At 61.5% G+C, this 25,172-nt stretch carries 24 protein-coding genes; 7 read left to right on the top strand and 17 right to left on the bottom strand.

Annotated features, from left to right (window positions below):
• Window positions 1-12: 12 nt before the first annotated feature.
• The 3 genes from AC2FMY_RS04320 (at window position 13) to speB (ending at window position 3,318) form a co-directional block, all read left to right on the top strand.
• Entirely contained in the window at window positions 13-1,224 is a 1,212-nt protein-coding gene (locus AC2FMY_RS04320; RefSeq protein ID WP_480747767.1) for a saccharopine dehydrogenase family protein, read from the top strand.
• A gap of 85 nt (window positions 1,225-1,309) precedes the next feature.
• A complete protein-coding gene (nspC, locus tag AC2FMY_RS04315) occupies window positions 1,310-2,479 on the top strand; it encodes a carboxynorspermidine decarboxylase (RefSeq protein ID WP_496744809.1) in 1,170 nt (389 codons plus the stop codon).
• Window positions 2,476-3,318 carry an agmatinase gene (gene speB, locus AC2FMY_RS04310; RefSeq protein WP_480747769.1) on the top strand — a complete coding sequence of 281 codons (843 nt, stop codon included), beginning with the start codon at window positions 2,476-2,478 and terminating at the stop codon, window positions 3,316-3,318. Before nspC ends, speB begins: the two co-directional genes overlap by 4 nt.
• Before the next feature lie 51 nt (window positions 3,319-3,369).
• Here speB and AC2FMY_RS04305 read toward each other — a convergent pair whose 3' ends face one another.
• Window positions 3,370-3,972 (bottom strand): HD domain-containing protein, encoded by a 603-nt coding sequence (locus AC2FMY_RS04305; protein ID WP_496744811.1) that lies wholly within the window; start codon window positions 3,970-3,972, stop codon window positions 3,370-3,372.
• A gap of 100 nt (window positions 3,973-4,072) precedes the next feature.
• Here AC2FMY_RS04305 and AC2FMY_RS04300 point away from each other — a divergent pair, with 100 nt between their 5' ends.
• Window positions 4,073-4,915, top strand: a complete 843-nt coding sequence (locus AC2FMY_RS04300) for a LysR family transcriptional regulator (protein ID WP_496744813.1) — start codon at window positions 4,073-4,075, stop codon at window positions 4,913-4,915.
• Window positions 4,916-4,938: 23 nt separating this feature from the next.
• Here AC2FMY_RS04300 and AC2FMY_RS04295 read toward each other — a convergent pair whose 3' ends face one another.
• From AC2FMY_RS04295 to AC2FMY_RS04260, 8 genes are read right to left on the bottom strand one after another with little or no spacing between them, the layout of a single operon-like run.
• Window positions 4,939-5,841 carry an FAD:protein FMN transferase gene (locus AC2FMY_RS04295; protein ID WP_496807031.1) on the bottom strand — a complete coding sequence of 301 codons (903 nt, stop codon included), beginning with the start codon at window positions 5,839-5,841 and terminating at the stop codon, window positions 4,939-4,941.
• Complete coding sequence (locus AC2FMY_RS04290) at window positions 5,838-6,356, bottom strand: nitrous oxide reductase accessory protein NosL (protein WP_496744816.1); 519 nt, start codon at window positions 6,354-6,356, stop codon at window positions 5,838-5,840. The genes AC2FMY_RS04295 and AC2FMY_RS04290 overlap by 4 nt, the downstream gene beginning before the upstream one ends.
• Complete coding sequence (locus AC2FMY_RS04285) at window positions 6,353-7,174, bottom strand: ABC transporter permease (protein ID WP_496744818.1); 822 nt, start codon at window positions 7,172-7,174, stop codon at window positions 6,353-6,355. The genes AC2FMY_RS04290 and AC2FMY_RS04285 overlap by 4 nt, the downstream gene beginning before the upstream one ends.
• Window positions 7,171-8,064, bottom strand: a complete 894-nt coding sequence (locus tag AC2FMY_RS04280; protein ID WP_496744820.1) for an ABC transporter ATP-binding protein — start codon at window positions 8,062-8,064, stop codon at window positions 7,171-7,173. The genes AC2FMY_RS04285 and AC2FMY_RS04280 overlap by 4 nt, the downstream gene beginning before the upstream one ends.
• The gene (locus AC2FMY_RS04275) at window positions 8,054-9,310 is read right to left on the bottom strand and encodes a nitrous oxide reductase family maturation protein NosD (RefSeq protein WP_496744821.1); all 1,257 of its coding nucleotides are present in this window, start codon (window positions 9,308-9,310) and stop codon (window positions 8,054-8,056) included. The genes AC2FMY_RS04280 and AC2FMY_RS04275 overlap by 11 nt, the downstream gene beginning before the upstream one ends.
• 3 nt (window positions 9,311-9,313) lie before the next feature.
• Window positions 9,314-11,221, bottom strand: a complete 1,908-nt coding sequence (nosZ, locus tag AC2FMY_RS04270) for a TAT-dependent nitrous-oxide reductase (protein ID WP_480747777.1) — start codon at window positions 11,219-11,221, stop codon at window positions 9,314-9,316.
• Window positions 11,222-11,235: 14 nt separating this feature from the next.
• Entirely contained in the window at window positions 11,236-13,413 is a 2,178-nt protein-coding gene (locus AC2FMY_RS04265; RefSeq protein ID WP_496744823.1) for a 4Fe-4S binding protein, read from the bottom strand.
• Window positions 13,404-13,865, bottom strand: coding sequence for a DUF2946 family protein (locus tag AC2FMY_RS04260; protein WP_480747779.1), 462 nt, complete (start codon window positions 13,863-13,865; stop codon window positions 13,404-13,406). The genes AC2FMY_RS04265 and AC2FMY_RS04260 overlap by 10 nt, the downstream gene beginning before the upstream one ends.
• A gap of 195 nt (window positions 13,866-14,060) precedes the next feature.
• Here AC2FMY_RS04260 and AC2FMY_RS04255 point away from each other — a divergent pair, with 195 nt between their 5' ends.
• The gene (locus tag AC2FMY_RS04255; protein ID WP_496807030.1) at window positions 14,061-15,860 is read left to right on the top strand and encodes an NAD(P)-binding domain-containing protein; all 1,800 of its coding nucleotides are present in this window, start codon (window positions 14,061-14,063) and stop codon (window positions 15,858-15,860) included.
• Window positions 15,861-15,901: 41 nt separating this feature from the next.
• Here the strand turns inward: AC2FMY_RS04255 and AC2FMY_RS04250 are convergent, their stop codons facing one another.
• Complete coding sequence (locus AC2FMY_RS04250) at window positions 15,902-18,403, bottom strand: adenosylcobalamin-dependent ribonucleoside-diphosphate reductase (protein WP_496807029.1); 2,502 nt, start codon at window positions 18,401-18,403, stop codon at window positions 15,902-15,904.
• A gap of 129 nt (window positions 18,404-18,532) precedes the next feature.
• Here AC2FMY_RS04250 and AC2FMY_RS04245 point away from each other — a divergent pair, with 129 nt between their 5' ends.
• Complete coding sequence (locus AC2FMY_RS04245) at window positions 18,533-18,964, top strand: DUF1489 family protein (protein ID WP_480747782.1); 432 nt, start codon at window positions 18,533-18,535, stop codon at window positions 18,962-18,964.
• Between the two features lie 12 nt (window positions 18,965-18,976).
• On the opposite strand, the gene hisG is transcribed toward AC2FMY_RS04245, so the two are convergent.
• The 4 genes from hisG to AC2FMY_RS04225 form a co-directional block, all read right to left on the bottom strand.
• Window positions 18,977-19,666 carry an ATP phosphoribosyltransferase gene (gene hisG / locus AC2FMY_RS04240; RefSeq protein WP_480747783.1) on the bottom strand — a complete coding sequence of 230 codons (690 nt, stop codon included), beginning with the start codon at window positions 19,664-19,666 and terminating at the stop codon, window positions 18,977-18,979.
• Window positions 19,663-20,751, bottom strand: a complete 1,089-nt coding sequence (locus AC2FMY_RS04235) for an ATP phosphoribosyltransferase regulatory subunit (protein ID WP_496744830.1) — start codon at window positions 20,749-20,751, stop codon at window positions 19,663-19,665. The genes hisG and AC2FMY_RS04235 overlap by 4 nt, the downstream gene beginning before the upstream one ends.
• A gap of 2 nt (window positions 20,752-20,753) precedes the next feature.
• Window positions 20,754-22,241, bottom strand: a complete 1,488-nt coding sequence (gene hisS, locus AC2FMY_RS04230; protein WP_496807028.1) for a histidine--tRNA ligase — start codon at window positions 22,239-22,241, stop codon at window positions 20,754-20,756.
• A gap of 117 nt (window positions 22,242-22,358) precedes the next feature.
• A complete protein-coding gene (locus AC2FMY_RS04225) occupies window positions 22,359-23,162 on the bottom strand; it encodes a crotonase/enoyl-CoA hydratase family protein (RefSeq protein WP_496807027.1) in 804 nt (267 codons plus the stop codon).
• Window positions 23,163-23,264: 102 nt separating this feature from the next.
• On the opposite strand from AC2FMY_RS04225, the gene AC2FMY_RS04220 reads away from it, so the two are divergent.
• Window positions 23,265-23,459 carry a SlyX family protein gene (locus tag AC2FMY_RS04220; protein ID WP_480747787.1) on the top strand — a complete coding sequence of 65 codons (195 nt, stop codon included), beginning with the start codon at window positions 23,265-23,267 and terminating at the stop codon, window positions 23,457-23,459.
• A 16-nt stretch (window positions 23,460-23,475) separates the two neighbouring features.
• Here the strand turns inward: AC2FMY_RS04220 and AC2FMY_RS04215 are convergent, their stop codons facing one another.
• The 3 genes from AC2FMY_RS04215 to AC2FMY_RS04205 all read right to left on the bottom strand — a co-directional run bounded on the left by AC2FMY_RS04215 (window position 23,476) and on the right by AC2FMY_RS04205 (window position 25,137).
• Window positions 23,476-24,381, bottom strand: a complete 906-nt coding sequence (locus AC2FMY_RS04215) for an SRPBCC family protein (RefSeq protein ID WP_496807026.1) — start codon at window positions 24,379-24,381, stop codon at window positions 23,476-23,478.
• A 127-nt stretch (window positions 24,382-24,508) separates the two neighbouring features.
• Window positions 24,509-24,874, bottom strand: coding sequence for a hypothetical protein (locus tag AC2FMY_RS04210; RefSeq protein WP_480747789.1), 366 nt, complete (start codon window positions 24,872-24,874; stop codon window positions 24,509-24,511).
• 50 nt (window positions 24,875-24,924) lie between these two features.
• A complete protein-coding gene (locus AC2FMY_RS04205; RefSeq protein WP_480747790.1) occupies window positions 24,925-25,137 on the bottom strand; it encodes a YMGG-like glycine zipper-containing protein in 213 nt (70 codons plus the stop codon).
• Between the last annotated feature and the right edge of the window lie 35 nt (window positions 25,138-25,172).

Here is a 25,172-nt window from a genome sequence, read left to right as displayed (position 1 = left end):
GGAGACTACCCCATGGGCAAAACACTGGTTGTCGGCGCAGGTGGCGTCAGTCACGCTGCCGTGCACAAGATGGCAATGAATTCGGATATTTTTACCGAAATCACGCTGGCCAGCCGCACCAAGTCGAAATGCGACGCCATCGCGAAATCGGTCAAGGAGCGCACCGGGGTAGAGATCAAAACCGCCGCACTCGACGCCTACAGGGTCGCCGACACCGTCGCCCTGATCAAGCAGACCGGCGCCGAAATCCTTGTGAACCTCGCCCTGCCCTACCAAGACCTCGTGCTGATGGATGCATGCCTCGAGGCCGGCTGCCACTACCTCGACACTGCAAATTACGAACCCGAGGACGTGGCCAAATTCGAATACCACTGGCAGTGGGCGTACCAGGACAAGTTCAAGGAGGCGGGCCTGACCGCCATTCTCGGTTCGGGCTTCGATCCGGGCGTCACCTCGGTCTTCGCCACATGGCTCAAGAAACACAAGCTCGACACCATCCGCCAGATCGACGTTCTGGATGCCAATGGCGGCTCGAACGACCAGGAATTCGCCACCAACTTCAACCCGGAAATCAACCTGCGCGAAGTTCTGGCCGAAGTGCGCCACTGGGAAGACGGCGAATGGAAAACCAGCCCTGCCATGACCACCAAGGTCGAGTTCGACTTCCCCGCCATCGGTCCCAAGAACATGTACCTGATGTATCACGAGGAACTGGAATCGCTTTCGACCCACTTCCCCGAAATCGAACGCGCCCGTTTCTGGATGACCTTCGGCGACGCCTACATCACCCATGCCAAGGTTCTGGAAAACGTCGGCATGACCCGCATCGACCCGGTCATGCATGACGGACACGAGATCATCCCGATCCAGTTTCTCAAAACCCTTCTGCCCGATCCCGGCGATCTGGGCGCGGAAACCAAAGGCAAGGCCTGCATCGGCGACATCGCCACGGGTCAGGCCAAGGATGGCTCGGGCGAGAAAACCTATTACATCTACAATATCTGCGATCATCAGGAGTGCTACGCGGAAGTCGGCAGCCAGGCCGTCAGCTACACCACGGGTGTCCCCGCCATGATCGGCGCGGCGCAGGTGCTGAAAGGCAACTGGGTGCAACCAGGCGTCTGGAACATGGAGCAACTCGACCCCGACGATTTCATGGACATGCTGAACGACCATGGCCTGCCATGGCAGGTTCATGAACTCGACGGCCCGGTCACCTTCTGATCCGCGTCAGCTTCATCTGGCCCTAAATATCCCGGGGGTCCGGGGGCAGCGCCCCCGGCCTCTCCACTTCAAGGAGACGCCGGACATGTCCGACATGATGACCACTCAGGCAGGCGATGCCGGAGCTTTCCGCGCCTTCGATCTCAATCGAGTCCCAACCCCCTGTTTCGTGGTCGATGAAAAAGCGGTTCAGCGAAACCTTGAGACGCTTGCGGATATTGGCGCCCGCTCCGGGGCGCATGTCCTAAGCGCACTCAAGGCGTTTTCAATGTTCTCACTGGCCCCGCTGGTGCGCCAGTACCTCGGCGGCACCTGCGCCAGCGGCATCTACGAGGCACGTCTGGGCCGCGAGGAATATGGCGGCGAGGTCGCAACCTTCTGTGCCGGCTATAAGGACAGCGACATCGACGAGATCATTGCGCTCAGCGACCACATCATCTTTAACAGCCCCGCTCAAAAGGACCGATTCCTCGGTAAATGCCGCGCGGCTGGCAAACAGGTAGGCTTGCGCATCAACCCGGAACACTCCGAAGGCGAGATTCCAAAATACGACCCCTGTGCCCCCTGCTCGCGGCTGGGTACCCCTGTCAGCCAGTTGACTAAAGAAGCCCTGAACGGCGTCGACGGCCTGCACATGCACACGCTTTGCGAGCAAGGATTCGAACCGCTCCAGCGCACATGGGCCTCGGTCGAACCAAAGCTCGCACCTTTCATCGGTGGCCTCAAATGGCTCAACTTCGGCGGCGGTCATCACATCACCCGCGACGACTATGACCGCGACGGGCTGGTTGCCCTCATCAAGGGCATTCGCAGTAAACACGGCATCGACGTCTATCTCGAACCCGGCGAGGCTGTGGCTCTGGACGCGGGCATTCTGGTCGGCGAAATCCTCGACCTGCCGCAGAATGGTATGAACCTTGCCATCACCGATATCTCTGCCACCTGCCACATGCCCGACGTGATCGAGGCTCCCTATCGCCCCGCGCTGATGGACGAGGCACACGCAGGCCACATCTATCGCCTCGGCGGTCCGTCCTGCCTGGCCGGCGACGTGATCGGGGATTATACATGGGCCGAACCGCTGCGGATCGGGCAGCGCTTTGCCTTTCTCGATCAGGCGCATTACTCGATGGTCAAGACCAACACCTTCAACGGTGTGCCCTTGCCCACGATCGCGCAATGGAACAGCGAAACCGACGAACTGAAGATCGTCAGACAGTTCGGATACCAGGACTTCAAGGACCGCCTTTCATGAGCATCTTTCTCGACAGCGAACTGACCGACGCCGAGCGCACAGAAACCGCACGTTTCCGCGTGATCCCTGTACCGTTGGAACGCACCGTTTCCTATGGATCCGGCACAGCAAATGGCCCCTCCGCGATCATCGAGGCCTCGAACGAGCTTGAGCGGATCGTCGGTACCGCTGAGCCTTGCGCCGACGGTATCATAACGGAACCACCGCTGGATTGTGACGCCCCCCTGCCAGAGGTGATGGAGCGTCTCGCGACCCGCACCGAGGCGGCGGTGCGCGCTGGCAAGGTTCCTGTCACGCTGGGGGGCGAACATTCTCTCAGCTATGGTGCGGTCATGGGCGTGGCGCGCGCGCTGGGTCAACCGGTCGGCATCGTCCAAATCGACGCCCACGCGGATTTGCGCATCGCCTATCAGGGCGAAAAGCATAGCCATGCCTCGGTTATGCATCTGCTGGCCGAAGAAGGCATCTCTCTGGCGCAATTCGGTGTCCGCGCGCTGTGCTCGCAAGAGGCGGAAAGCCGCGAACGCAACTCCGTCTTCCATGTGGACGCCGAAGAGCTGGTGACCGGCAATATCCACAGCGTCGATCTGCCCGAGGATTTCCCCGAACTGGTCTATGTCAGTTTTGACGTCGACGGGTTGGACCCTTCGCAAATGCCGGCCACAGGTACGCCGGTGCCCGGCGGCCTTGGCTATTATCAGGCGCTGCACCTTGTGGAACACGCGCTCGAGGGGCGCAGATGCGTGGGCTTCGACGTTGTTGAACTGGCGCCCGACGGCAATGCCGCGTGGAATTTCACCGCCGCCCAGATCGTTTACCGGTTGATGGCCGCCTGCTAAACGCCAGCCAGAATTGCCGGACGGGTGGAGCTGTCCCGCCCGGCGTGGTCGTCAGTCGAGTTTGCCGTCCTCGGCGGTCTCGTTCAGTTCCATATGCCCGCCACTCTTTGACAAAAGCTTGCGCAGCATCGGCTCAAAGAATTCCAGAGGCTTGGTGGGATAATCCGGATCAAAGGCGCACTGGTCATAGTCGTGGCAAAACTGGCGGCAATCCTCCCAATAGGGGCTGTCGCGATACTTGTCGCGCGCGTTCCTGTCGCCACCCAGGAAATGATTGTAGTAGTAACCCTGAAACACGCAGTGATGCTTCAGAATCCAATAGGTTCTTTCGCTGACATAGGGCTTCATCATCGCTGCCGACAATTCACCGTGGTTGTAGGGGGACAGGATATCACCCACGTCATGCACCAGCGCGGCAATCACAATTTCATCGTCTGCCCCATCCTCGTATGCGCGCGTAGCCGCCTGAAGGCAGTGCTGATAGCGGTTCACCGGATAGGGCGTCCATTCCTCATCGAGCGACCGGATGGCGTCGAGGATGCGATCCGGCAAGGCCGCGTTATAGCCATCTTCGTAATCCATGACCGCCAGGAAATCTTCCTTGGTGGCGTTCTCGAAACTGGTCCAGGTGGGTTTGTGGTTTTTGTCCAGCATTGCGGTTTCCTGCTGCTAATGTCGCTCGGACACTTTATCAGCGCACCTAAAAGCAAAAAAATGAATTGATTTTATCAATTTGAAACGAAAATGTTTTCAAATGCAGATCAATGCGCTGAAAACCTTTCTATCAGTGGCCGAAACCGGAGGGTTTCATGCGGCCGCGCGCAAGATGAACGTCACGCAGACGGCAGTGAGCGCCAGAATACGCGCGCTTGAACAGGCTTTGGGACAAGACTTGTTCACGCGAGGCGCAGGCGGCACGGCACTAACAGAGTTCGGCCATCAGTTCCGCCCCTATGCCGAACAGATGGTCGGGCTGTGGAGTTTTGCAACGCAGGACCTCGCCACTCAGGCTCCCAATCGCCTGTCGATCCGGCTGGGTGCGCAACTCAGCATCTGGGACCCTCTTCTGGTCGATCTGGCCATCAGTCTGGAGCGGAACTTCGGCAAGCTGCTGCTGACCCTGAATTATGACCACGATCTGAACATGGTCGAGGCGGTGTCGACGAATGTGCTGGACGCAGCGCTCACGCACGAAAAACCGCGCAACAAGCAGATTGTGTTCGAAGAACTGCCGCCTGAACGGTTGTTGTTGGTGGAAACGCCCGGCCTTGGGTCGGACGACGACACTATTTTCGTCAATCTCGAGCTTGGCGACCTTTATCAGCATCATGTTCGCACGGTCGCGCGTCAGGCATCGGGGCAAACGATTTTTCTGGGCAATTGCATGATGGCGCTTCGCTATGTGCTGAACCGCGGTGGTCGCGGATATTTCCCGGATTACGTCATTGGCGCATATCTTCGCACCGGCCAGCTGACAGAAGTTCCAGAGGCGCGAGACCTGTTGTTGCCCATGTACCTTGTCACCCGCCCGGACGTTCCACAGCGCCGTCAGTTAAGCGAAATCCTAACCTGTCTCAATACACTGCGCCAGGCGTGAAGGCTGGCACAGCGTTCCGGACCCTACAGAAGCATCTCCAACTTTGCCTGCGGGAACCTGGAAAGGACGTTTGCGGCCTTCTCTACCGAAAGCAGGCACAAGGCCGTCGAAAGCCCATCCGCCACGGCCGCGCGCGGCGCCGACACCGATACGGTTTGATGCACAGAATACCCACCGCGCGGGTCCAGGATATGACCCTGTTGCGCGCTCAGCATGGTGCCGCTTGGGGTCGATGTGGCCACGGCCCGGTCGCGCAACGTTATCCGCTGACGGACGGTTTCGTCAGGACCGACCAGCCCGACGCTCCAGGCCGAACCGTCGGCATGCGCGCCCAGCGCCGCGATCTCGCCCATGTCCACGAGTACGTCTCGCAACCCGAACGATTTCAACAAATCGGCAATGCGGTCTGTTATTGCGCCCTGCGCAATCCCGTTGAGGGTCAGACCTGACAGTCCGGGCTGAGCCAGCCGTACGTCGCGCGACGTGACACGAACTCTTTCCCATCCGACCGCGGCGCGGGCCGCGTCGATTTCGGCCTGCCTTTTGCCCAAAGCCAGCGCCATCCACAACGGCTGTACACTGGGATCGAATGCCCCATCGGTCGCCTCGTTCAAAGAAGAACACAGGCTGAGGATATCCAGCAATTCCGGCGCGGGGTCTTGAAGGTACCCTAGCGCGTTCAACTGGCTGAGCTGAGAGTCCGGGCGGTATAGGCTGAAAATCCGTTCCAGCCGCTCCAATTCCGCCTCGATTGCGGCGAAGATGGGCGCAGCCTGCACCTCATCAAGTCCTTCAAGGCGCAGGCTGGCCCCCGCGCCCAGCGCAATGCCACGCCACCGGGCAACCGGTGCAGCGAATGCACCCGTGGGCAGCGCCGCGCAGGCGGCGGAAACGGTCAGAAAGCGGCGGCGTGAAACAAGTGTCATGCCGGTGTCTCCAGCGTCAGGTCCAGATCGACGGGGCCAAGAACCTCGGCCTCGGGAATGTCAGACAGCGGCAGGACCTTGCCGCCGTATTGGTCGATAAATGTCATCGCGGCGGCAGGATCGGCAAAGGGAACGACCTCGGGCGCGCCCATTCCGCCTGCCACATTGGCGCCAACGACAAAGGTCGCGGCACCGGCATCGATCCAATTGGATATACCGGGGTTCGCCCAGTTTTGCGCGGCCCCCATGTCGCTGACATAGACGGCCGTTATTTCGGCATCCCGCTCCGGTCCTTTGAGGTAGGCCAGCATGTCCCGCACCTGCGCAAAGAACAGCGGCGCTGGATGGCCTTCCAGATGGATCTGGCCCTTGGGGCCACCATGTTCGGCGACATTCATCTGGCAGAAGTAGCTGAGTGCGACCTCGGTCAGGTCAACCGGCGCAGGGGGCGCGGCAGCCTGTTCCTCCTTGCAGGCAGAAAGAGCGACCAGAGCAATCAGGGCGAGGCGTCTCATGGTTCGACCCTCCGGAAAGCAAGACGGGCCAGGGCAAAGCCCAGCACCGGCCAGATCAACAGCGAAGCCGGAGCGGCCCACACAGGCAGCGCCTGCGCCGCGCCGGTCATGCCCGAAGCCATTGCCACGCTTTCGGTCGCGGCGATGTTCCAGAGACGGAATGCGTCGGCCGGGTTAGCTACCATCACCCATGGAAAGACGGATTGGGTGAAGTTGCCGCTTTTGTCCATGACCACGGCCCCCAAAAGCCCCAGATCATAGAGAACGACAAAGATGAGCCAGAGCCCGGCCGACAGACCTGCCGCCGCCGTGGCGCCCCGTGCCAGGGCCGACAGCAGGTATCCCAGCGCCAGAAACACGGCGCCCAACAGGATCGAAGTCACGATAAGACGCGCCAGCGCCAACAGGCTTTCCGACCCCGCACCGCCGAACCATGCCGCCACCGCCCCGGCAGTGCCAAAGCCGACGGCCATGGCAAAGGCCAGTGCCGCAAGATGCGCGGTGAACTTGCCCAACAGGATTTCACCACGCCCTGCAGGATAGGACAGCAGCAACGCCAGGCTGCCCCGATCCACGTCGCCGGCGATGGCGTCGAATGAAATCATCAGGGCCAGCAGCGGCGCGAGGTAGACCGACAGCGTGGTCATCGAGGCCACAGATACTGTCAGCATGTCGACACCCAGCGTACCAGTCGGCGCGCTGCCGGCAAATGTCAGCGCCAGCGCAAACAGCACCATGATCAGCGTCGCCACCAGCAGCCAGCGGTTTCGGCGCAATATCAGCATTTCGGCGCGGGTTATGGCAAGAAACCGAGTCATTGCAGGCCCTCCCGTGCATAGTGACGATAGAGATCTTCCAACTTGGGCGGTGTCATCTCGACATCTGCCACTGCATCGCCCAGCCCTGCAATCCGACGCAGGGCCTGCATCTTGTCCGCAGGCGAACAAAGCAATTCGACCGATGCTCCATTGACGCGGCTGCCGCCCAGTTCTGCAGCCAGAGCCTCGGCATTCTGCGACGCGCGCACGCGCAGCCGGATCGGCAGCCCCGCCAGTTCCGACAGGTTCGACAGTGTATCATCTGCCACCTTCACGCCCCTGCGCAATATGGCGATGCGGTCGGTACGGGCCTCGACCTCGGTCAGGGCGTGGCTGGCGATCAGCACCGCTGTGCCATGCCCCGCCAACTCGTCGATGATAGCGTAAAGATCCTGGCGCGAGATCGGATCAAGCCCGCTGGTAGGTTCGTCCAGCAGGGCCACTTTGGGGCGGCCCAACAGAACCTGCGCCAGCCCGAGACGCTGCCGCATTCCCTTGGAATAGGTGCCGATGCGACGATCCAGGGCTTCACTCAGTCCGACACGATCAAGCAGACTGGCAATGTCGGCTTTCTCTCCAGACAAGCTGGCGAACAGGCTCAGTTGCTCACGCCCGGTCAGGGCAGGATGGAACGATACCGCCTCGGGCAAGTAGGCCGTATCGCGCCGCGCGGTCGCGCTGCCGGGATGGGCATCGCCGACACGGATCGATCCGCCGTCGATGGGGATCAGCCCAAGAATGGATTTGATCAGCGTCGACTTGCCCGCGCCGTTGTGACCCAACAGCGCCACGCGCTCGCCGGGGGCAAGGGTCAGGTCAACGTCGCTCAGAACGCGGTTGGGGCCGCGATCCTTGCGTACTTTCTGAATAGTCAGGGCCTTATCCGTCATGAGGCACCTTTTGCATTGCTAGGGGTTTCGGGGCTTGCATCAGGGGATTGCTGTCGATCACGCCACCCGGCAACAATGCCGGAAAGGCCGATTGCGACCAGCGCACCAGTTGCACGGCCGGGGAGCCGAGCAACAGTTTGGCTGCGGGTTGAGTCCACAGCACATGATCCATGCTATCGTTGGGGCGATAGGGGGCGTCGGCGACACCGTCGCCGTTCACGTCATAGGCCGCAAAATCGGACCAATAGTTGCCGCGACCGTCCTCGGACCATTCGACCCAGCGGGTCGATACGTATTTAACCTGTGTGCGGTTGCCGACAAACGCATTGCCGACAATCCTGTTGCCCTCGGACCCGGCGGTGAAATGGATGCCGATGCCGCACCCTTCGAACCAGTTGTCCGAGAATTCGTTCTTGTTGGCATTGTAGAGGAAGGTGCACTTTTCCTTGGCCCCCTTCACCACATTGCCCGAGATCACGCTCTGGTTGGCATAGTTCAGCATGACTCCGTGTTCCCGATCGCCGATCGAGACGTTGTCGGTAATCTTCACCCGTTTGGTGAACATCACGGCATAGCCAAGATCGTTGCCGATTGAAACATTGCCCGAGACCTCGGAATTGTCGGCGTACATGTAGTGTACGGCAAAGCGAAGGTCGCGAAACAGGTTGTTTGTGAACGTGTTTTTCTTGGACGAATTCACGAAGATCCCGTCGCGGCCAAATTGGATGTCATTGCCATCGACCACCGCGCCCGGAGCGTTCCAGACATAGACGCCATTGCCACGCGAATTCATGTGGCGGTCCTGGCGACCTTCGATCCGGTTGCCCTTCACAAGGCTGTCTCTGGCCCCGTGAATGTCGACGCCATAGAGGTTGCCGATCAGAACGTTATCCTCGACCACCGGTGCTTTGGCCGTCTTGGTCAGCTTGATGCCGCTGTCGATCCCTTCATGATCCGAGCCCGAGCCGATCACTGTCAGACCGCGCACGGTTACACCCGGCCCGGTGATGGTGATGACGCTGCCTGCGCCCTGTCCGTCGATAGTGGCCTGCCCCAGCCCGTCGATGGTGACGGGCCGGTCCAGAACCAACTGCTCTGTGTAAACGCCTGGCGACAGGCGAAGGGTGTCTCCCTCCTCCGCCTGCGCCAATGTCTCAGCAATGGCCCCTGCCCGATTGGGTACATCCCATTCCGCCGCCCAGAGGGGCGAGCCGAGCAGGAGCGGTATCAGCAGGGACCAGCGCATGGGTTATGCTCCCCGCGGCTCGACGAACATCCGGCCGCGCATCTCCATGTGAAGCGCGTGGCAGAACCACTGGCAGTAGAACCAGTGCACGCCCGGACGGTCGGCAATGAACGTGACCGAGGCGGTGGCCTGCGGCGCAACTTCCATCGCGATACCGAAGTTCGACAGGCAGAAGCCGTGGGTCACATCATCCACGTCATCCAGGTTGGTGACATAGACCGTCACTTCATCACCTTGTTTGACGGTGAACTTCTCCATGCTGAACACGGGCGCGGTCGAGGTCATGTAGACCCGCACTTTGTTGCCATCCCGGATCGGTTCCTCGGCACCTTCGTCCAGATCGACACCGTCAGCGGCAGCCTGCGCGCGCGCCTCTTCCCACATCGGGTCGTTGCGGTCCCAGACGTTGACCGGGTTCACCTTGGACCGGTGAACAATGATCGAGTCATGCGGTTCGGCAAAGGTCGGGCCGTCATGGACCACCTTCATCTTGTCACCGGAGATATCGATCAGCTGCTCATTCTCGGGCTTCAGCGGGCCTACGTTCAGGAAGCGGTCTTTCGAGAACTTGTTCATCGAAATCAGCCACTTGCCATCCGCTTCGGCAGTTTCACCCATCGAGGTCGAGTTGTGACCCGGCTGGTAATGCACGTCGACCTTGTCGACGATCGGGTCAACATCGGCACCTGCATAGGCCTCGATCGCCTTGGCGATGTTCCACTTCACCACCTGGCTGTCCAGGAACAGGGTGGTATAGGCGTTGCCCTTGCCGTCGAACGCCGTGTGAAGCGGGCCAAGACCCAGCTGCGGCTCGGCGACAACAGCAGAACGCGGATCGGCGTTTTCGCTGAACAGCGCATCGACCTTTTCCACATCGATCACGGATACGGTCGGCGACAGCTTGCCGTTGATCATGATGTGTTTCTTGTCGGGTGCTGCGTTCACACCGTGCGGCGAGTTCGGGATCGGGATGTACCGGGTCAGGTTTCCACCCGCCTCTTTACGTCCGTCCACGACCTTGACGCCGTTCAGTTCCTGATAGTTCCCGGCCGCTACGGCCTCTTCGATACCTTTGAGGTTGAACACGACCACATGGTCCAGCTCGTTCTCGGTCATCTCGGCCAGGTTCATACCCATTTCCGAGTTGTACGAGGTCGAGAAGGCGTATTTGCCCTGATAGTCGCAGTCGGTGTTGTCGAGGTTGCCCGACACCATCACCTGCCACGCGATTTCCATCGTATCACCGTCGATGGCGGTAAAGATGTTCACGTATTGCGACGGATCATCAAGGATCGAGCCATCATTGACCAGCGGTGCCTCGTGTTCACCATTGGCGAAAATATAGCCGGTGCGCGGGTATTTCTGTGGGCGCAGGCCGTGGATGTCATGCGCGTTCGGGATCTCGATGATCTTGTCGCATTTCATCACGTCACAACGCACACGGGCCACGCGGGTGTTGGCTTTGTCGTTCATGAACAGATAACGGCCATCATAGGTGCCGTCGGTGAACGACATATGCGGGTGGTGCAGGTCGCCGTTGTCATAGGTGACCTTGCCGTTCGCAGCCAGGTATTCCTTGGTTTCAGGCAGCAGGCCTTCGGTCAGAACCTTCAGCGACTCGTTGGTCTGGCCCCAGCCCGTGGCCGAGCAGCGGTTGAACACCGGCACCCGCATCAGTTCGCGCATGGACGGCACGCCCAGAATGCGCAACTCGCCGGACTGGCCCGAGGACCAGAAGCCGTAATATTCGTCCAGCTCACCTGGCTCCAGGCTTGCATTGGCCGCGGCAGATGCCTCGCGGGCGGTCATCAGGGTCGAGCCCAGACCGGTGCCGGCCAGCACCGCGCCAGTGGCGGATGCTCCCAACAATCCGCGGCGGGTGACGTTCAGTTTTTTATCGTGTTCCGACATGATCGTTCCTCCTTTCAGGAAACTTCTTGCGGTTTGGCGTTTGGATGGTTCGCCGGTGGTTGTCCGAGCGGGGTCTTGAGATCGACCGACCCTGTCTTGGCCCGCCGTTTGATCTGGCGGATGACGACGGGACATTTGGTCTCGGACTGATAGAGCACCTGACAATGCAGGCAGGTGACGCACTCGTTCGGATTGATCTCACCGGTGGGGTGGATCGCCTGAACGGGGCATTCATTGGCGCAGGTCTGACAGGGTGTGCCGCAATCTTTGTAGCGGCGCAGCCAGTCGAACATGCGGATACGGGCAGGGATCGCCAGCGCTCCGCCCAGCGGGCAAAGATAGCGGCAATAGAACCGCTCAACGAACAGCCCGATCCCCAGCAGGACCAGCGCAAAGACCACAAACGGCCAGTCGCGCATGAATTTCAGAATGATTGCGGTCTTGAACGGCTCGATCTCGGCATATTGCTCGGCCAGCGGGATTGACACGAAACTCAGACCAAAAAGGCCCAGGAAGATCATGTATTTCGCAGGCCACAGGCGCTCGTTCAGACCCCAGGGCAAAGTCCATTGCGGGACTTTAAACGCCCGCGCGATCTTGTTGGTCAGCTCCTGAAGCGCGCCAAACGGGCACAGCCAGCCACAATAGGCCCCACGACCCCAGAACAGCAGGGCGGCGGCCACGGCAAACCACTGGATAAAGACCAGCGGATCCAGCAGGAACGCGTCCCACGAGAACCCCGTGCGCAAACTGCCCGCCAGCGCCATCAGGTTCACCACGCTCAGCTGTGCATTGGCATACCAGCCGATGAAAAACAGGGTCATCGTCAGATAGCCGATGCGGAACCAGTAGAACACACGCGCATTCATCGTGGCATGGAACTGGAAGAAGAACGTCGCCGTCAGCACCAGCAGCATGACACCAAGCCCGGCAATCTCGACGGTGCGGTCCTTCCAGATTCGTTTCCACAATGCCGCCTTGGCAGCCGCTTCGCCGGTTGCATCATCCACGACCGATGGGGCGGTGACCGGCAACAGGTACTGTTCCGGCAGCTTGTATCCCAGATCGAAGGTCAGAAAGGTCTTTTCCACAGCCCCGACGGCACGCTGCACCAGCAATTGCAGGCGGAACGGCTCGGCCGGGTCAAACTCGGCATCAGCCGGGATTTTGAAAATATCCAGTTCAGTAAAGCTGGGGGCATCCGGTGCTGCAACCTCACCCAGACGGCGCTGCTGCTTGTCGAAGAACCGCACCGAACTGTCGCCCTGGATCAGCTGAATCCGGTCAAAGATCCCACCCCGGACATAGCCCGATCCCTTGAAACTATAGGCCCCGCGACCCAGAACCAGAATGGCCTGTTCGCCCTCATCCAGCCAGTTGGTCAGGTTCTGGTATTCAGCCTCACCCAGCAGCGACTTGCCGATGGACGGCACCGAAACAAGCGCCATATGCATGTCGATGAAGGTGTCATCCGGCTCGCCCGGTTCGGGGCGCTTGATCGCGCGCTGATCCCCGGTGGCTTCAAAGGCGGCATTGACCTGCCCGACATCCAGCGTCATCCGCCGGACCGAGCCGTCTCCCGACAAAGTGGTCCAGTCGTAGACCGCATCCTGCGCCATGTCGACTTCGCGCTGCGGCCCGTCAGCCTGCACCGGGGACAAACCGCCCAGACCCAGCGCGCGGGCCACTTTGATCCCGCCGCGCACAAGGCTGTCATCGATCACCATGATCGTCACGGTCGCGCCCGAGATGATGTCGAGGTCATGCCCCTCACCCCCGGTCTCGGCCTCTCGTTTCAGGTCAAGGCCCGCATAGCCTTCGGTCAGTTCGACCATCCGGGAATTGGGAATGCCTATCAGAACGATGGGTTCGGAATGCTTGACCAGCTGAACGCCGGTCAAAACAGCATCCGCGTCGATGGCGGCAACCACGTGAATGGGTTTGCCGGAATATCCGGTCGTGCCTACAAAGTCCGAAGTCAGAAAAGCCCACGCGATGGTTTCACCGCCTCGAAGGACCGGGGCAACTTTCACGTCGCTGCGTACCGGGCCAAACGCGTCGGCGCCCGGGGCCAGGTCAGCCGGATCAATGTCAGGAAGAAAGCTGGCAAGACTGTCGGCGCGCGCGCTGATTGCGACAACGCAGGACAGAACGAGGGCCAGAAGGAAATGGATTGCGCGACTTACGACCACGGCGCACCTCCGGTTACTTGGATTGACGCCATGGACGCGCGCGGGGCGCGTTCGGTTCTGTCTTGGGGCGCGCACGGGGGGCCCCGGCCAGCGGGCCAGAGATGCTGTGACTTGTGCGAAATGTACAGGTCGTGCACCCCCCATTGTTCATTTTGTACAAAACGAAGCGGGTCGATTTGGGGCATCTGCGGCAATGGCGCGGCGGCTGTCACCGCGCACAGGGCGCAGTGCGCGCAGTCCTGGCAGGGGCCGGTGTCGGGGTTATTGTCTTCAGGAGTCACCTGTACCCACACCGCCCCTGCCTCCGAGCAGATTTCCATCCATTCACCCTGCTCCGCGCTCGCCAGCGACGGAGCGACAAGCTGCAACAGCAACAGGAGGATGCCCAAAACCCCAGCCACCGCTTGGAACGCGCGGGCGGTTAGGAAAGGATTAGGGCGACGGGCGAACATGTAAAATCCGACTCGGAATTGGTATACGCCCCGAGTCCTACGCCTGATTTGAATCGGGCAACTTGACTTAGGTCAGGTCCTTGAGCGCAGCCGCATTCAAACCCGCCTTGGCCCGGCTTTTTCGAAAAGCTGGATCGAAATGGAAAAATTCCCTTAGACTGTCCTGAACAAGGCAAACAAAAAAGGGAGGAGAAGATGCTCGACACGACATTGACGGACCAGACGCAGGAATTTCTGGATGCGTTTGGCAAGGCCCTTGAGCAGGGTGACATCGAGGCCGCAACCGGAATGTTTCAGGACGATTGCTATTGGCGGGATCTGGTTTCGTTCACGTGGAACATCAAAACGGTCGAGGGCAAGGCGCAGGTGGCCGACATGCTGCGCCACCAACTGGCCACGACAAAGCCGCGGAACTGGAAAGTTGCCGACGGCGAGCTTGCCGCCGAAGATGGCGGAGTAATCACCGCCTGGATCGAGTTCGAAACGGAGGTGGCGCGCGGCTATGGTCTGTTGCGCCTTAGGGACGGGCGGATCTGGACCCTGCTGACGACGATGGTGGAACTCAAGGGGCATGAAGAGCCGAAGGGTTTCCAGCGCCCGCTGGGGGCGAAACACGGAGCGGGCAAGCACCGCACCACCTGGAAAGAGGAGCGCGAGGCGGAAGAGGCGGAGCTTGGGTACAAGACCCAGCCTTATTGCCTGATCATCGGTGGCGGTCAGGGCGGGATCGCCCTGGGCGCAAGGCTGCGTCAGCTTGGCGTGCCGACCATCATCGTCGAGCGCAACGACCGTCCCGGCGACAGCTGGCGCAACCGCTACAAGTCTTTGTGCCTGCATGACCCGGTCTGGTATGACCACCTGCCCTATATCAAGTTCCCCGAGAACTGGCCGGTGTTTTCGCCCAAGGACAAGATCGGCGACTGGCTGGAAATGTATACCAAGGTCATGGAGCTGAACTATTGGACCCGGACCACGGCCAAATCCGCCAGCTATGATGCGGCGGCCAAGGAATGGACCGTGGTCGTGGACCGCGACGGCGAAGAGGTCGTGCTGAAGCCCAGGCAACTGGTGATGGCGACCGGCATGTCGGGCAAGGCCAATATGCCGAATTTCCCCGGCATGGAAAAATTCAGGGGCGATCAGCACCATTCCTCGCGGCATCCCGGCCCGGACAGGTACAAGGGCAAGAAGGCGGTGATCGTCGGCTCGAACAACTCGGCCCATGATATCGCGGCGGCGCTGTGGGAGAACGATGTCGACGTCACCATGGTGCAGCGGTCCTCGACCCATATCGTGCGGTCGGACACTTTGATGGAGATCGGTCTGGGCGATCTTTATTCCGAGCGCGCGGTTCAGGCCGGCATGACCACGGAAAAGGCCGATCTGATCTTTGCCTCGCTGCCTTATGCGATCCTGCACGAGTTCCAGATCCCCGCCTATGCGGCGATGAAGGAGCAGGACAAGGCGTTTTATGACGGGCTTGAAAAAGCGGGGTTCTGGCTGGATTGGGGCGACGACGAGTCCGGCTTGTTCATGAAGTACCTGCGGCGCGGTTCGGGCTATTACATCGATATCGGAGCCAGCCAGCTGATCATTGACGGTGAGATCAAGATCAGGCGCGGGCAGGTTGTCGAGGTTGATGAAACCGGGGTGATCCTGGATGACGGGACCCATCTGGACGCGGATGTCATCGTCTATGCCACCGGCTATAACTCGATGAACGGCTGGGTGGCCGATCTGGCCGGGCAGGAGATGGCCGACAGGGTCGGCAAGGTCTGGGGGCTGGGGTCGGGCACCACCAAGGATCCGGGGCCGTGGGAAGGCGAAGAGCGCAACATGTGGAAACCGACCCAGCAGGAGGCGCTGTGGTTCCACGGTGGCAACCTGCATCAGTCACGGCACTATTCGCAGTTCCTGTCGCTGCAGATCAAGGCCCGGATGGAGGGCATCGACACGCCGGTCTATGGCCTGCAGGAAGTGCACCACCTGTCCTGAGGCATGGCACGGGCCGGGGTTTCCGGCCCGTCAGCGCGCAGTCACTGGCACTTGGAATAGCCGCAGCTGCGGCAGGTCATGCAGCCTTCGATCATCTGCATGTCGTACTGGCCGCAGCTGGGGCAGGCCTTGCCGCGTGATTCACCCGCGTTGACCACCTGTGCCTGGGGGTCGGATTTCAGGCCCATCCCCTCGCCTTCCAGAAAGCCGATGGCGACCATGTGCTGTTCGATCACGCCGCCGATCGCGGCCAGGATCGAGGGGATGTATTTACCCTTGACCCACGCCCCGCCGCGCGGGTCGAACACGGCCTTCAGCTCTTCGACCACAAAGGACACGTCGCCGCCGCGCCGGAACACGGCCGAGATCATCCGCGTCAGCGCCAGCGTCCAGGCGTAATGTTCCATGTTCTTGGAGTTGATGAATACTTCGAACGGGCGGCGGCGCCCCGAGATGATGATGTCGTTGATGGTCAGATAGATCGCGTGCTCGCTGTCGGGCCATTTCAGCTTGTAGGTAGACCCTTCGAGCGATTGCGGGCGGTCCAGCGGTTCCGACATGTAGATGACGTCGCCGTGGGGGCGCTGAGGTTCGGCGTCAGAAGAGGCGACAATTTCAGGCGCCCCCTCGTTCTTACCTAACAGTGCCTCAACCGGCACCTTCAAAGCTGCGGCGATTTTCCGGATCGTATCTATTTTAGGCGACCGTGATTTCCCCTTGAGGATATCGTACACGGCTGTTGCATTAAGTTTGGCTGCTTCCGCGGTTTGTTTTGCGTTCATGCTCCGAAGTGACATTGCGCTTTCAATTCGCTCAGCTAAGGTCACCCCCTCCAGGCTAATGGGTGACGAAGAAACACTCAAAACGCTCCCCGTCACATCATTGGGGCGATAGGTCGTGCAGCCTTTGCAGCCCTGATCCCAGGCCTGCATGTAGACATCCTTGAAGGCGTCAAAGCTGATATCCTCGGGGCAGTTGATGGTCTTGGAAATCGAGCTGTCGATCCATTTCTGCGCCGCCGCCTGCATCCTGACATGATCAAGGGGTGTCAGGGTCTGGGCATTGACGAAATAGTCCGGCAGCGCCGCGTCGCCGAATTTGTCGCGCCACATCTGAACGGCGTAATCCACCACCTCTTCCTCGGTGCGCGAGCCGTCTTTCTGCAGCACCTTGCGGGTGTAGGCATAGGCAAAGACAGGCTCGATCCCCGACGACACGTTCCCGGCATAAAGCGAAATCGTGCCGGTGGGCGCAATCGAGGTCAGCAGCGCGTTGCGGATGCCGTGTTCGCGGATCGCGTCGCGCACGTCATCGTCCATGGCGCGCATGGTGCCGCTGGCCAGGAATTTTTCGGCATCGAACAGGGGGAACGCGCCTTTCTCCTTGGCCAGATCGACCGACGCCAGATAGGCGGCGCGGGCAATGGCGTGCAACCAGCGTTCGGTCTGGTGCGCCGCCTCGTCCGAGCCATAGCGCAGGCCCAGCATCAGGAGCGCGTCGGCCAGCCCGGTGACGCCAAGGCCGATGCGGCGTTTGGCCTGCGCCTCGGCGGCCTGTTCGGGCAGCGGGAATTTCGACACGTCCACCACGTTGTCCATCATCCGCACGGCTGTCGCCACCAGATCCCCGAGCGCCGCGGGGTCCAGTTCCGCGTTCGCCTCGAACGGGTTGGTGACCAGCCGCGCCAGGTTGATCGAGCCCAGCAGGCAGGCCCCATAGGGCGGCAACGGCTGTTCGCCGCAGGGGTTGGTGGCGGCGATGGTTTCGACATAGCTGAGGTTGTTGGCCTGATTGATGCGGTCGATGAAGATCACGCCCGGTTCGGCATAGTCATAGGTCGCCTGCATGATCTTGTTCCACAGATCGCGCGCCTGCACGGTGTGATAGATCTTGTTGTCGAAGACCAGCTCCCACGGGCCGTCGGCCTTGACCGCCTCCATGAAAGCGTCGGTCACCAGCACCGACATGTTGAACATGCGCAGGCGTGCCGGGTCGGATTTGGCGGTGATGAACTGTTCGATATCGGGGTGATCGCAGCGCATGGTCGCCATCATCGCGCCGCGACGCGAGCCCGCGGACATGATCGTGCGGCACATGGCGTCCCACACATCCATAAAGCTGAGCGGGCCCGAGGCATCTGCCGCCACACCTTTCACATCCGCGCCGCGCGGGCGGATGGTCGAGAAATCGTAACCGATGCCGCCGCCCTGCTGCATGGTCAGCGCGGCCTCTTTCAGCATGTCGAAGATACCGCCCATGCTGTCGGGGATGGTGCCCATGACGAAGCAGTTGAACAGCGTCACCTGCCGCGCGGTGCCTGCGCCTGCGGTGATGCGCCCGGCGGGCAGATATTTGAAATCTTCCAGTGCCTCGAAGAATTTATCCTCCCAATGCGCGGGGTCATTCTCGACCCGCGCGAGATCACGGGCGATGCGCCGCCAGCTGTCTTCAACCGTCTGATCGATGGGGGTGCCATCCGCCTGTTTGAAGCGGTATTTCATATCCCAGATCTGCTCGGCGATGGGGGCGGCAAAGCGGCTCATGTGTGATTCCCTGTTCCGGAAGAGGTATCCAGATTAAACCTATTGTGAGGCTCGTCACAATAGGTTGATGAATTCTGTTGCCGGGCTACAATATGAAGTCGGGCCTTGGGACGACTCTGTGGGGAAGTTGTGGATAAGTACATCAACCTGATCAAGCTTTCGGTCGGCTCGGAAAGCGTTGACACGCTGGACGAGTGGCAGCGCACGCGCGCAGCGCAGACCGAGGACGGGTTGCCGCGCCATGTCACCCGCATGTGGCCCAAGCGCGAGACCGAGATATTGAACGGCGGTTCGATCTATTGGGTGATCAAGGGTCTGGTGCAGTGCCGCCAGCGCATCCTGCGGCTGGACGAGGTGATGGGGCAGGACGGCATCCGCCGCTGCGCCATCGTGCTGGAACCGGACCTGCATCGCACCCAGAGCGCGCAGAAACGCCCGTTTCAGGGCTGGCGTTACCTAAAGCCCGAGGACACGCCGCCCGACCTGCCCAGAGGGCGGGTGCAGGACGATGCGCTGCCGGACGAGTTGAACCGGGCGCTGGCCGAGATTGGCGTGCTGTAGGGCAGACGCCCGTCAGCGCAGCTTGTCGATCAGGGCGGTCAGGGTCTTTTTGTCCTGGCCTTCGCAATGCGCAACGCGGCTGCGCCACAGCGTGGCCTGCGATTTGAGAACCAGACCGTCCGCCAGGATCTTGAGATGGTTGGCGCGCAGCGTCTCGCCGCTGGAGGTGATATCGGCTATCGCCTCGGCGGTTTCGTTCTTGACGGTGCCTTCGGTCGCGCCCTGGCTGTCGACCAGCGTGTAATCGGCGACGCCGGCCCCGTTCAGGAACTCGCGCACCAGACGGTGATACTTGGTGGCGATGCGCAGGCGGTGGCCGTGCGAGCGGCGAAAGGCCGAGGCCGCCGCGTCCAGATCATCGAGCGTATCCACATCGACCCAGCAGGCCGGAACCGCGACCACCAGATCGGCCTGACCAAATCCGAGCGCGGCCACGTGTTCAAGCTGCTGTTCCCAGCGGGGCAGCTTTTCGTGGATCAGGTCGGTTCCGGTGACGCCCATGTGTATGCGTCCCGCCGCCAGTTCGCGGGGAATTTCCCCGGCGGACAGCAGCACCAGAGACACCCCGTCGATGCCATCGACGCGACCGGCATATTCGCGGTCGGCCCCGGCCCGGCTGAGCGAGACGCCCCGCTTTTCGAACCATGCAAAGGTCTTGTCCATGAGCCGGCCCTTGGAGGGGACACCCAGTTTCACGCTCATGCCGCGGCCTCCTCGATCTCGAGCATCAGGTCGGGGCGCAGCACGCCGCCGATGGCGGGGATTTCCTTGCCATTGCCCAGATGCCGCGTCAGCGCGTCATAGCGCCCGCCGGTTGCGACGGGCGGCAGGTCGGGACGGCCCTCGGCATAGAAGCCAAAGACGAAACCGTCGTAATACTCCATCGAGGTCCGGCCATAGGAGGCCTCGAAATCCAGCCGGTCGACATCGACGCCGCGCGCCGCAAGGGCCTTGATCCGCGCTTCGAGCCGGTCGAGCGCCGGGGTGATCTGCGGCAGGTCCACCGCCACGTCACGCAGGCGCTCCAGCGCAAAGGGCATGGTTTCGCGCACCGCCATCAGAGTTTCCAGACCGGCGATCTCATGATCCGAGATCGGACCCGCCGCCTTGTCCGCGCGCAGCGCCTCGATCCGCTCGGCGATCTCGGCCGCGCCGCGCTTGCCGATGGCCGGAGCGTCGCAGGCCATCGGATTGGCCGAGGCCAGCAGCGCCGTACGGCTTGCCGGTTCCGCTGCCCGTCCGGAAAAGCGGTCGATCAGCGCCCGGAACCGCCGGGGCCGCCACAGGTGGCGCATCAGCGCGGCCTTGCGCCGTTCGGTCGTGTTCAGCCCCTGAACGGCGGCGATCAGGATGCCGATATCGCCGGTGGCCGCCCGCAGGGGCAGCCCGCGCAGTTGCAGGGCAAAGAGCGAGAACACCTCGGCATCGGCTGCCGCCGGGTCCTCGCGGTCGAACACCTCATAGCCCACCTGCACGTATTCATTGGCGCGGTCGGGGTCGAGTTCCTGACGGCGGAACACCTCGCCCGAATAGGTGTAGCGGGCCGGTTCGGCGCCGTCGTTCATATGCATCTGCACCACCGGCACGGTGAAATCGGGGCGCAGCATCTGTTCGCCCCGCAGCGCGTCTGAGGTGACATAGGCGCGGGCGCGGATATCCTCGCCGTAAAGGTCAAGCAGCAAATCCGCCGGTTGCAGCAGCGGCGGGTCGACCACCTGCGCGCCGGCGGCCTCGAAACGCACGCGCATCATCGCGGCGCGGGCCTGTATCTGGGACCGGTTCGGCATCGTCAGCCCTGCCCGTCGAGGATTTCACGCACCTTGGCGACCAGGTCGGCGCGCGGGACCTCGAACTGGCTGGGGCGTTCTTTCCATTCCTCCAGCGTGGCGCTTTCGGCGATCTTGGCGCCAAGGATCAGGTCCTTGATCTGCACGATGCCCTTGGCCTTTTCGTCGCCGCCTTCGATCACCGCGACCGGAGAGTTGCGCTTGTCCGCGTATTTGAGCTGATTGCCGAAGTTCTTGGGGTTGCCCAGATAGACCTCGGCCCGGATGCCGGCGTTGCGCAGCTCGGCCACCATCGCCTGATAGTCGGCCATGCGGTCGCGATCCATCACCGTCACCACGACGGGGCCATGTTCAACGGCCTGCATCCGGCCCTTTTCGCGCAGGGCCGCCAGCAGCCGGTCAACACCGATGGACACGCCGGTCGCAGGCACTTCCTGTCCGGTGAAGCGCTTGACCAGATCGTCATAGCGCCCGCCCCCCGCGACCGAGCCGAACTGCCGCTTGCGGCCTTTCTCGTCGAAGATTTCGAAGGTCAGCTCGGCCTCGTAGACCGGGCCGGTGTAATAGCCGAGGCCACGGACGACGGAGGGGTCGATGACGATGCGGTCGGGGCCGTAGCCCTGGGCGGCAAGGAGGTCAGCGATCTGTTCCAGTTCAGCAATCCCATCCGCCCCGATCTTGCTGTCACCCACCGCAATGCGAAGGTTGGCCAGTGTTCCGGCGGTGTCTGCGGCTTTCGACGTCAGGAAGGCGATAACCGGCTCGGCCTGATAATCGCTAAGGCCGACACCGTCGATAAACGCGCCCGACGCGTCCAGACGACCCTTGGTCAGCAACTCGCGTACACCCTGTTCACCTACCTTGTCGAACTTGTCGATAGTGCGGAGGACATTGTCACGGGCAGCTTGATCATCGCCAAGTCCCATCGCCTCCAGCACACCATTCAATACCTTTCGGTTATTCACCCGGATCAGGTAATCCCCACGGGGAATTCCAACCTCTTCCAGCGTGTCGGCCAGCATGGCGCAGATCTCGGCGTCGGCGGCCATCGAGGCGGTGCCGACCGTATCGGCATCGCATTGATAGAATTGACGATACCGCCCCGGTCCCGGCTTCTCATTCCGCCAGACCGGACCCATCGCATAGCGGCGATAAGGCGTCGGCAGGTCGTTGCGGTGCTGGGCATAGACGCGGGCCAGAGGCGCGGTCAGGTCATAGCGCAGGGCCATCCAGTCGCCATTTCCGCCCTCGTCAAACTCCTGCCATGCAAAGACGCCTTCGTTCGGGCGATCCACGTCGGGCAGGAACTTGCCCAGCGCCTCGACGGTTTCCACCGCGCTGCTTTCCAGCGCGTCAAAGCCGTACCGATGATAGACGCCTGCGATGGTTCGCAGCATCTCGGCGCGCTGCGTGACTTCCGAGCCGAAATAGTCGCGGAACCCTTTCGGCGTCACGGCCTTGGGGCGGGGCTGTTTCTTGGGCTTGGCCATGTGGGGCGTCCTTGCGGATATTCCTGTTTCGCGCGCGGTCTAGCCGATGGTCCACGCAGGGGCAAGGCAATGCGCTGCCGCAGGCCCGCATGTCGGGTCATTCCCCTGGCCGTTCCGTCAGATTTCGCGGAAATCCCCAGACCGCCCCCTGCCCGAGGCAAACCGCGCCGCGCCCGCGCGCCCCTCGGCTGTGAATGCGGCGGCCGAGCGCCATTCGCGGCGCAGGGCGGCGGCCAGATCGGCGGGCGGCATCCGGGCCGACAGGTGATCGGCGCGCAGACAGGCCTGCGGAAAGCGGGCGAGATCGCGGGCCAGATCCTGCGCCACCGCCAGAGCCTCGCCCTTGGGGCAGGTCCGGTTGGCAAAGCCCAGGGCCAAAGCCTCGGCGTCGTCGACGGGGCGTCCGGTGAGGATCAGGTCGTTGGCCCGCCCCTGCCCCAGAATCGCGGGCAGCCTGACGGCGCCGCCGTCGATCAGCGGCACGCCCCATCGGCGGCAGAACACGCCGGTCACCGCGCCCGTGGCCATCACCCGCAGATCGCACCACGCGGCCAGTTCCATGCCGCCCGCCACCGCCGGGCCTTCGATGGCGGCGATGACCGGTTTCGAGAGCATCAACCGCGACGGCCCCATCGGGCCGGGGCGCGGGTCATGGATCGGGTCGGTCCAGCCGGCGGGAATGTCCAGCGAGGAAATCCAGCCATCTGCCTGCCCCGATCCGGCCGCCTTGAGATCGAAGCCCGCGCAGAAATAGCCGCCCGTGGCGGTCAGAATGGCGACTTGTTGCGTCTCGTCCGCCTCGAAGGCGAGAAACGCAGCGTAAAGCGCCCGCGCCGTGGCGGGATCGACCGCGTTGCGCGCCTCGGGGCGGTTGAGGGCGATGGTGGTGATCGGCCCGGTGATGTCTGTCAGAATGGTCATGGCGGTCCCCTCCTGCTTTTCAGCCTTGCGTTGGGTGGCGGGGCTGGCAAGTGTGACGTCGCGCCTGTATGAGCGGGGGCAGCACAATCAGGGGGCCAGCCGATGCAGCATCTCGAGGAACAGATCGCGCACCTGACGCGCAGCGTCGATGACCTGAGCGCCGTGGTCGCGCGCCAACAGGCCGAGATCGACCGGCTGACCCGCCGTGTCGAGATGCTGATGCAGCGCGAGGCCGCGCGCGAGCAGGAAGGATCGGGCGGGATCGTTCTGGGCGACGAACGCCCGCCGCATTACTAAGCAAGGAACTCAGCCCCTATGACAGGCTGAGAACCTTGCGTTGCCACAAACCAGTCATTGACCAGTCGCGCTTGCCGCGTAATCGAGCGGCAAACCCGTCGAGGGCGTCCCCAAGCTGATCGTCAAACCAAAGTTCCAGGGCATTGCGCGGCAGCATGGCCTTGTTGTGCTGGAAGGCCGTGACGCAGGTTCCACCCTTGCCATCGGGTTCAAGCGTCACGTCGAACTCTCCATCGGTCAGTCGATGGTTTTTCGCGCTGATGTTTCCGGAAAATCGATAGCGATAGTGCCGTGGCGCTTCGCTGTTCAGAACGGTCTGCCGCTGGTGCTGAAATATGGACGGACCCATCGTGTAATAAACGTCGAAACTATTCGGGTCATCGGGAACGGGTCTGGCCTCGTACAGGACAGGATTCCAATTTGGCTCAGCTCCATGATCAGCTATTGCAAATGCACTCCAAACTTCCTCGACAGGGCGGTTTACGCGCACGCGCCGTTTGGATTTCCAATCCAGACCAAAGCGAAATCGATCCAGCACGACCCCGTAGGTGACGGAAATGAAGGTCAGCAATATCACGAGGCTGATAATCCCGGTCATCGCCGCAGGCAGTTCAAAAAGATCCACCATCGATTGCGCCGGATTGAACGTTTCATTGAAAACAAGCCAAAATGGCACGATTTCGACCATCATGCGCATGCGGCGGAATATCAGGATGAAGAGTGCAAGCCCTGCAAAAACGGCCCCGCTTGCTATAAGCAAGGTCAACCCCATTGCCAGCCACGCTATCGCCGGGCCACTGACAGACGCCATTTCATCAAATTGACCCGGATACTCGTTTGAGAATTGAATGACTCCGGTGGTCATCAGAAAGAACGTCCCAAACAGCAACCGGCGACGTTGCCTGTAAATCAATCGAAACATGCTTTGCACCCATAAGTAGTCAGCCTCAAAGCTGCCTATCGCTCAGGATGTTGTCCAGATTGAGACCTGTCTGTGCGCAATCGAGATTTCTCGGGCCGTACGCCAGAAAATTCAGGGCATTACCGGATCACAGGCCCAACGAGGATTTCACCGCGTCATCGACCACACCGGCGAGAAGGGCGTCTTGATCGCCTTCGCACCCTGCCCGCAAAGCGTCGATGAAGGTCTGGCGAAGAGCCGCCTTTTCGGCGTCCGTGGCGGCGTGGTCCTCGATATTCACCTCGCGGTTATAAAGTGACAGCGCGGCCATTTTCCGGACCACCTCGACGACGTATTCGTCATCGCCGTCCGCCTCTTCGATGACGCTGGCGCAGGTGTGATACATGACCGGCATCGCGTCCTCTACCATCTGTTCGGCTTCGGCATCGGCCAGAAGGGGCGTGGCGGTGATCGTCAATAGTGCAGCCCCGTTGAAAATCCATTTCCCGTGCATGGCAGGCAACCTCCTGAACTCGGAACCGGTGGTTTGGCCCGTGTAACTCGTCAATCCTTGTTGGCGCCGATGATGGCCCCGACCACGGCGCCGGCGGCAGCGCCCTTGCTGTCACCGACCAGAGCGCCGACACCGGCACCAATCAGCGCGCCCTTGACCGCGTTGTCCGTTTTCTTGTCGGCCTCGGCCATGTGTGGCAGCGCGAGGAACAGTGCGGCGGCAAGGGCCGCGCACAGGGTTCTGTAATGTCTGAGATCGGTCATCCCGTCCTCCCCTACGAAAATCCTTCTTTGTCCAT

Source organism: Ruegeria sp. YKSE079 (assembly GCF_059612845.1).
The sequence above is the reverse complement of the archived record's forward strand: the minus strand, read 5'-3'. Positions and strand labels throughout refer to the sequence as shown.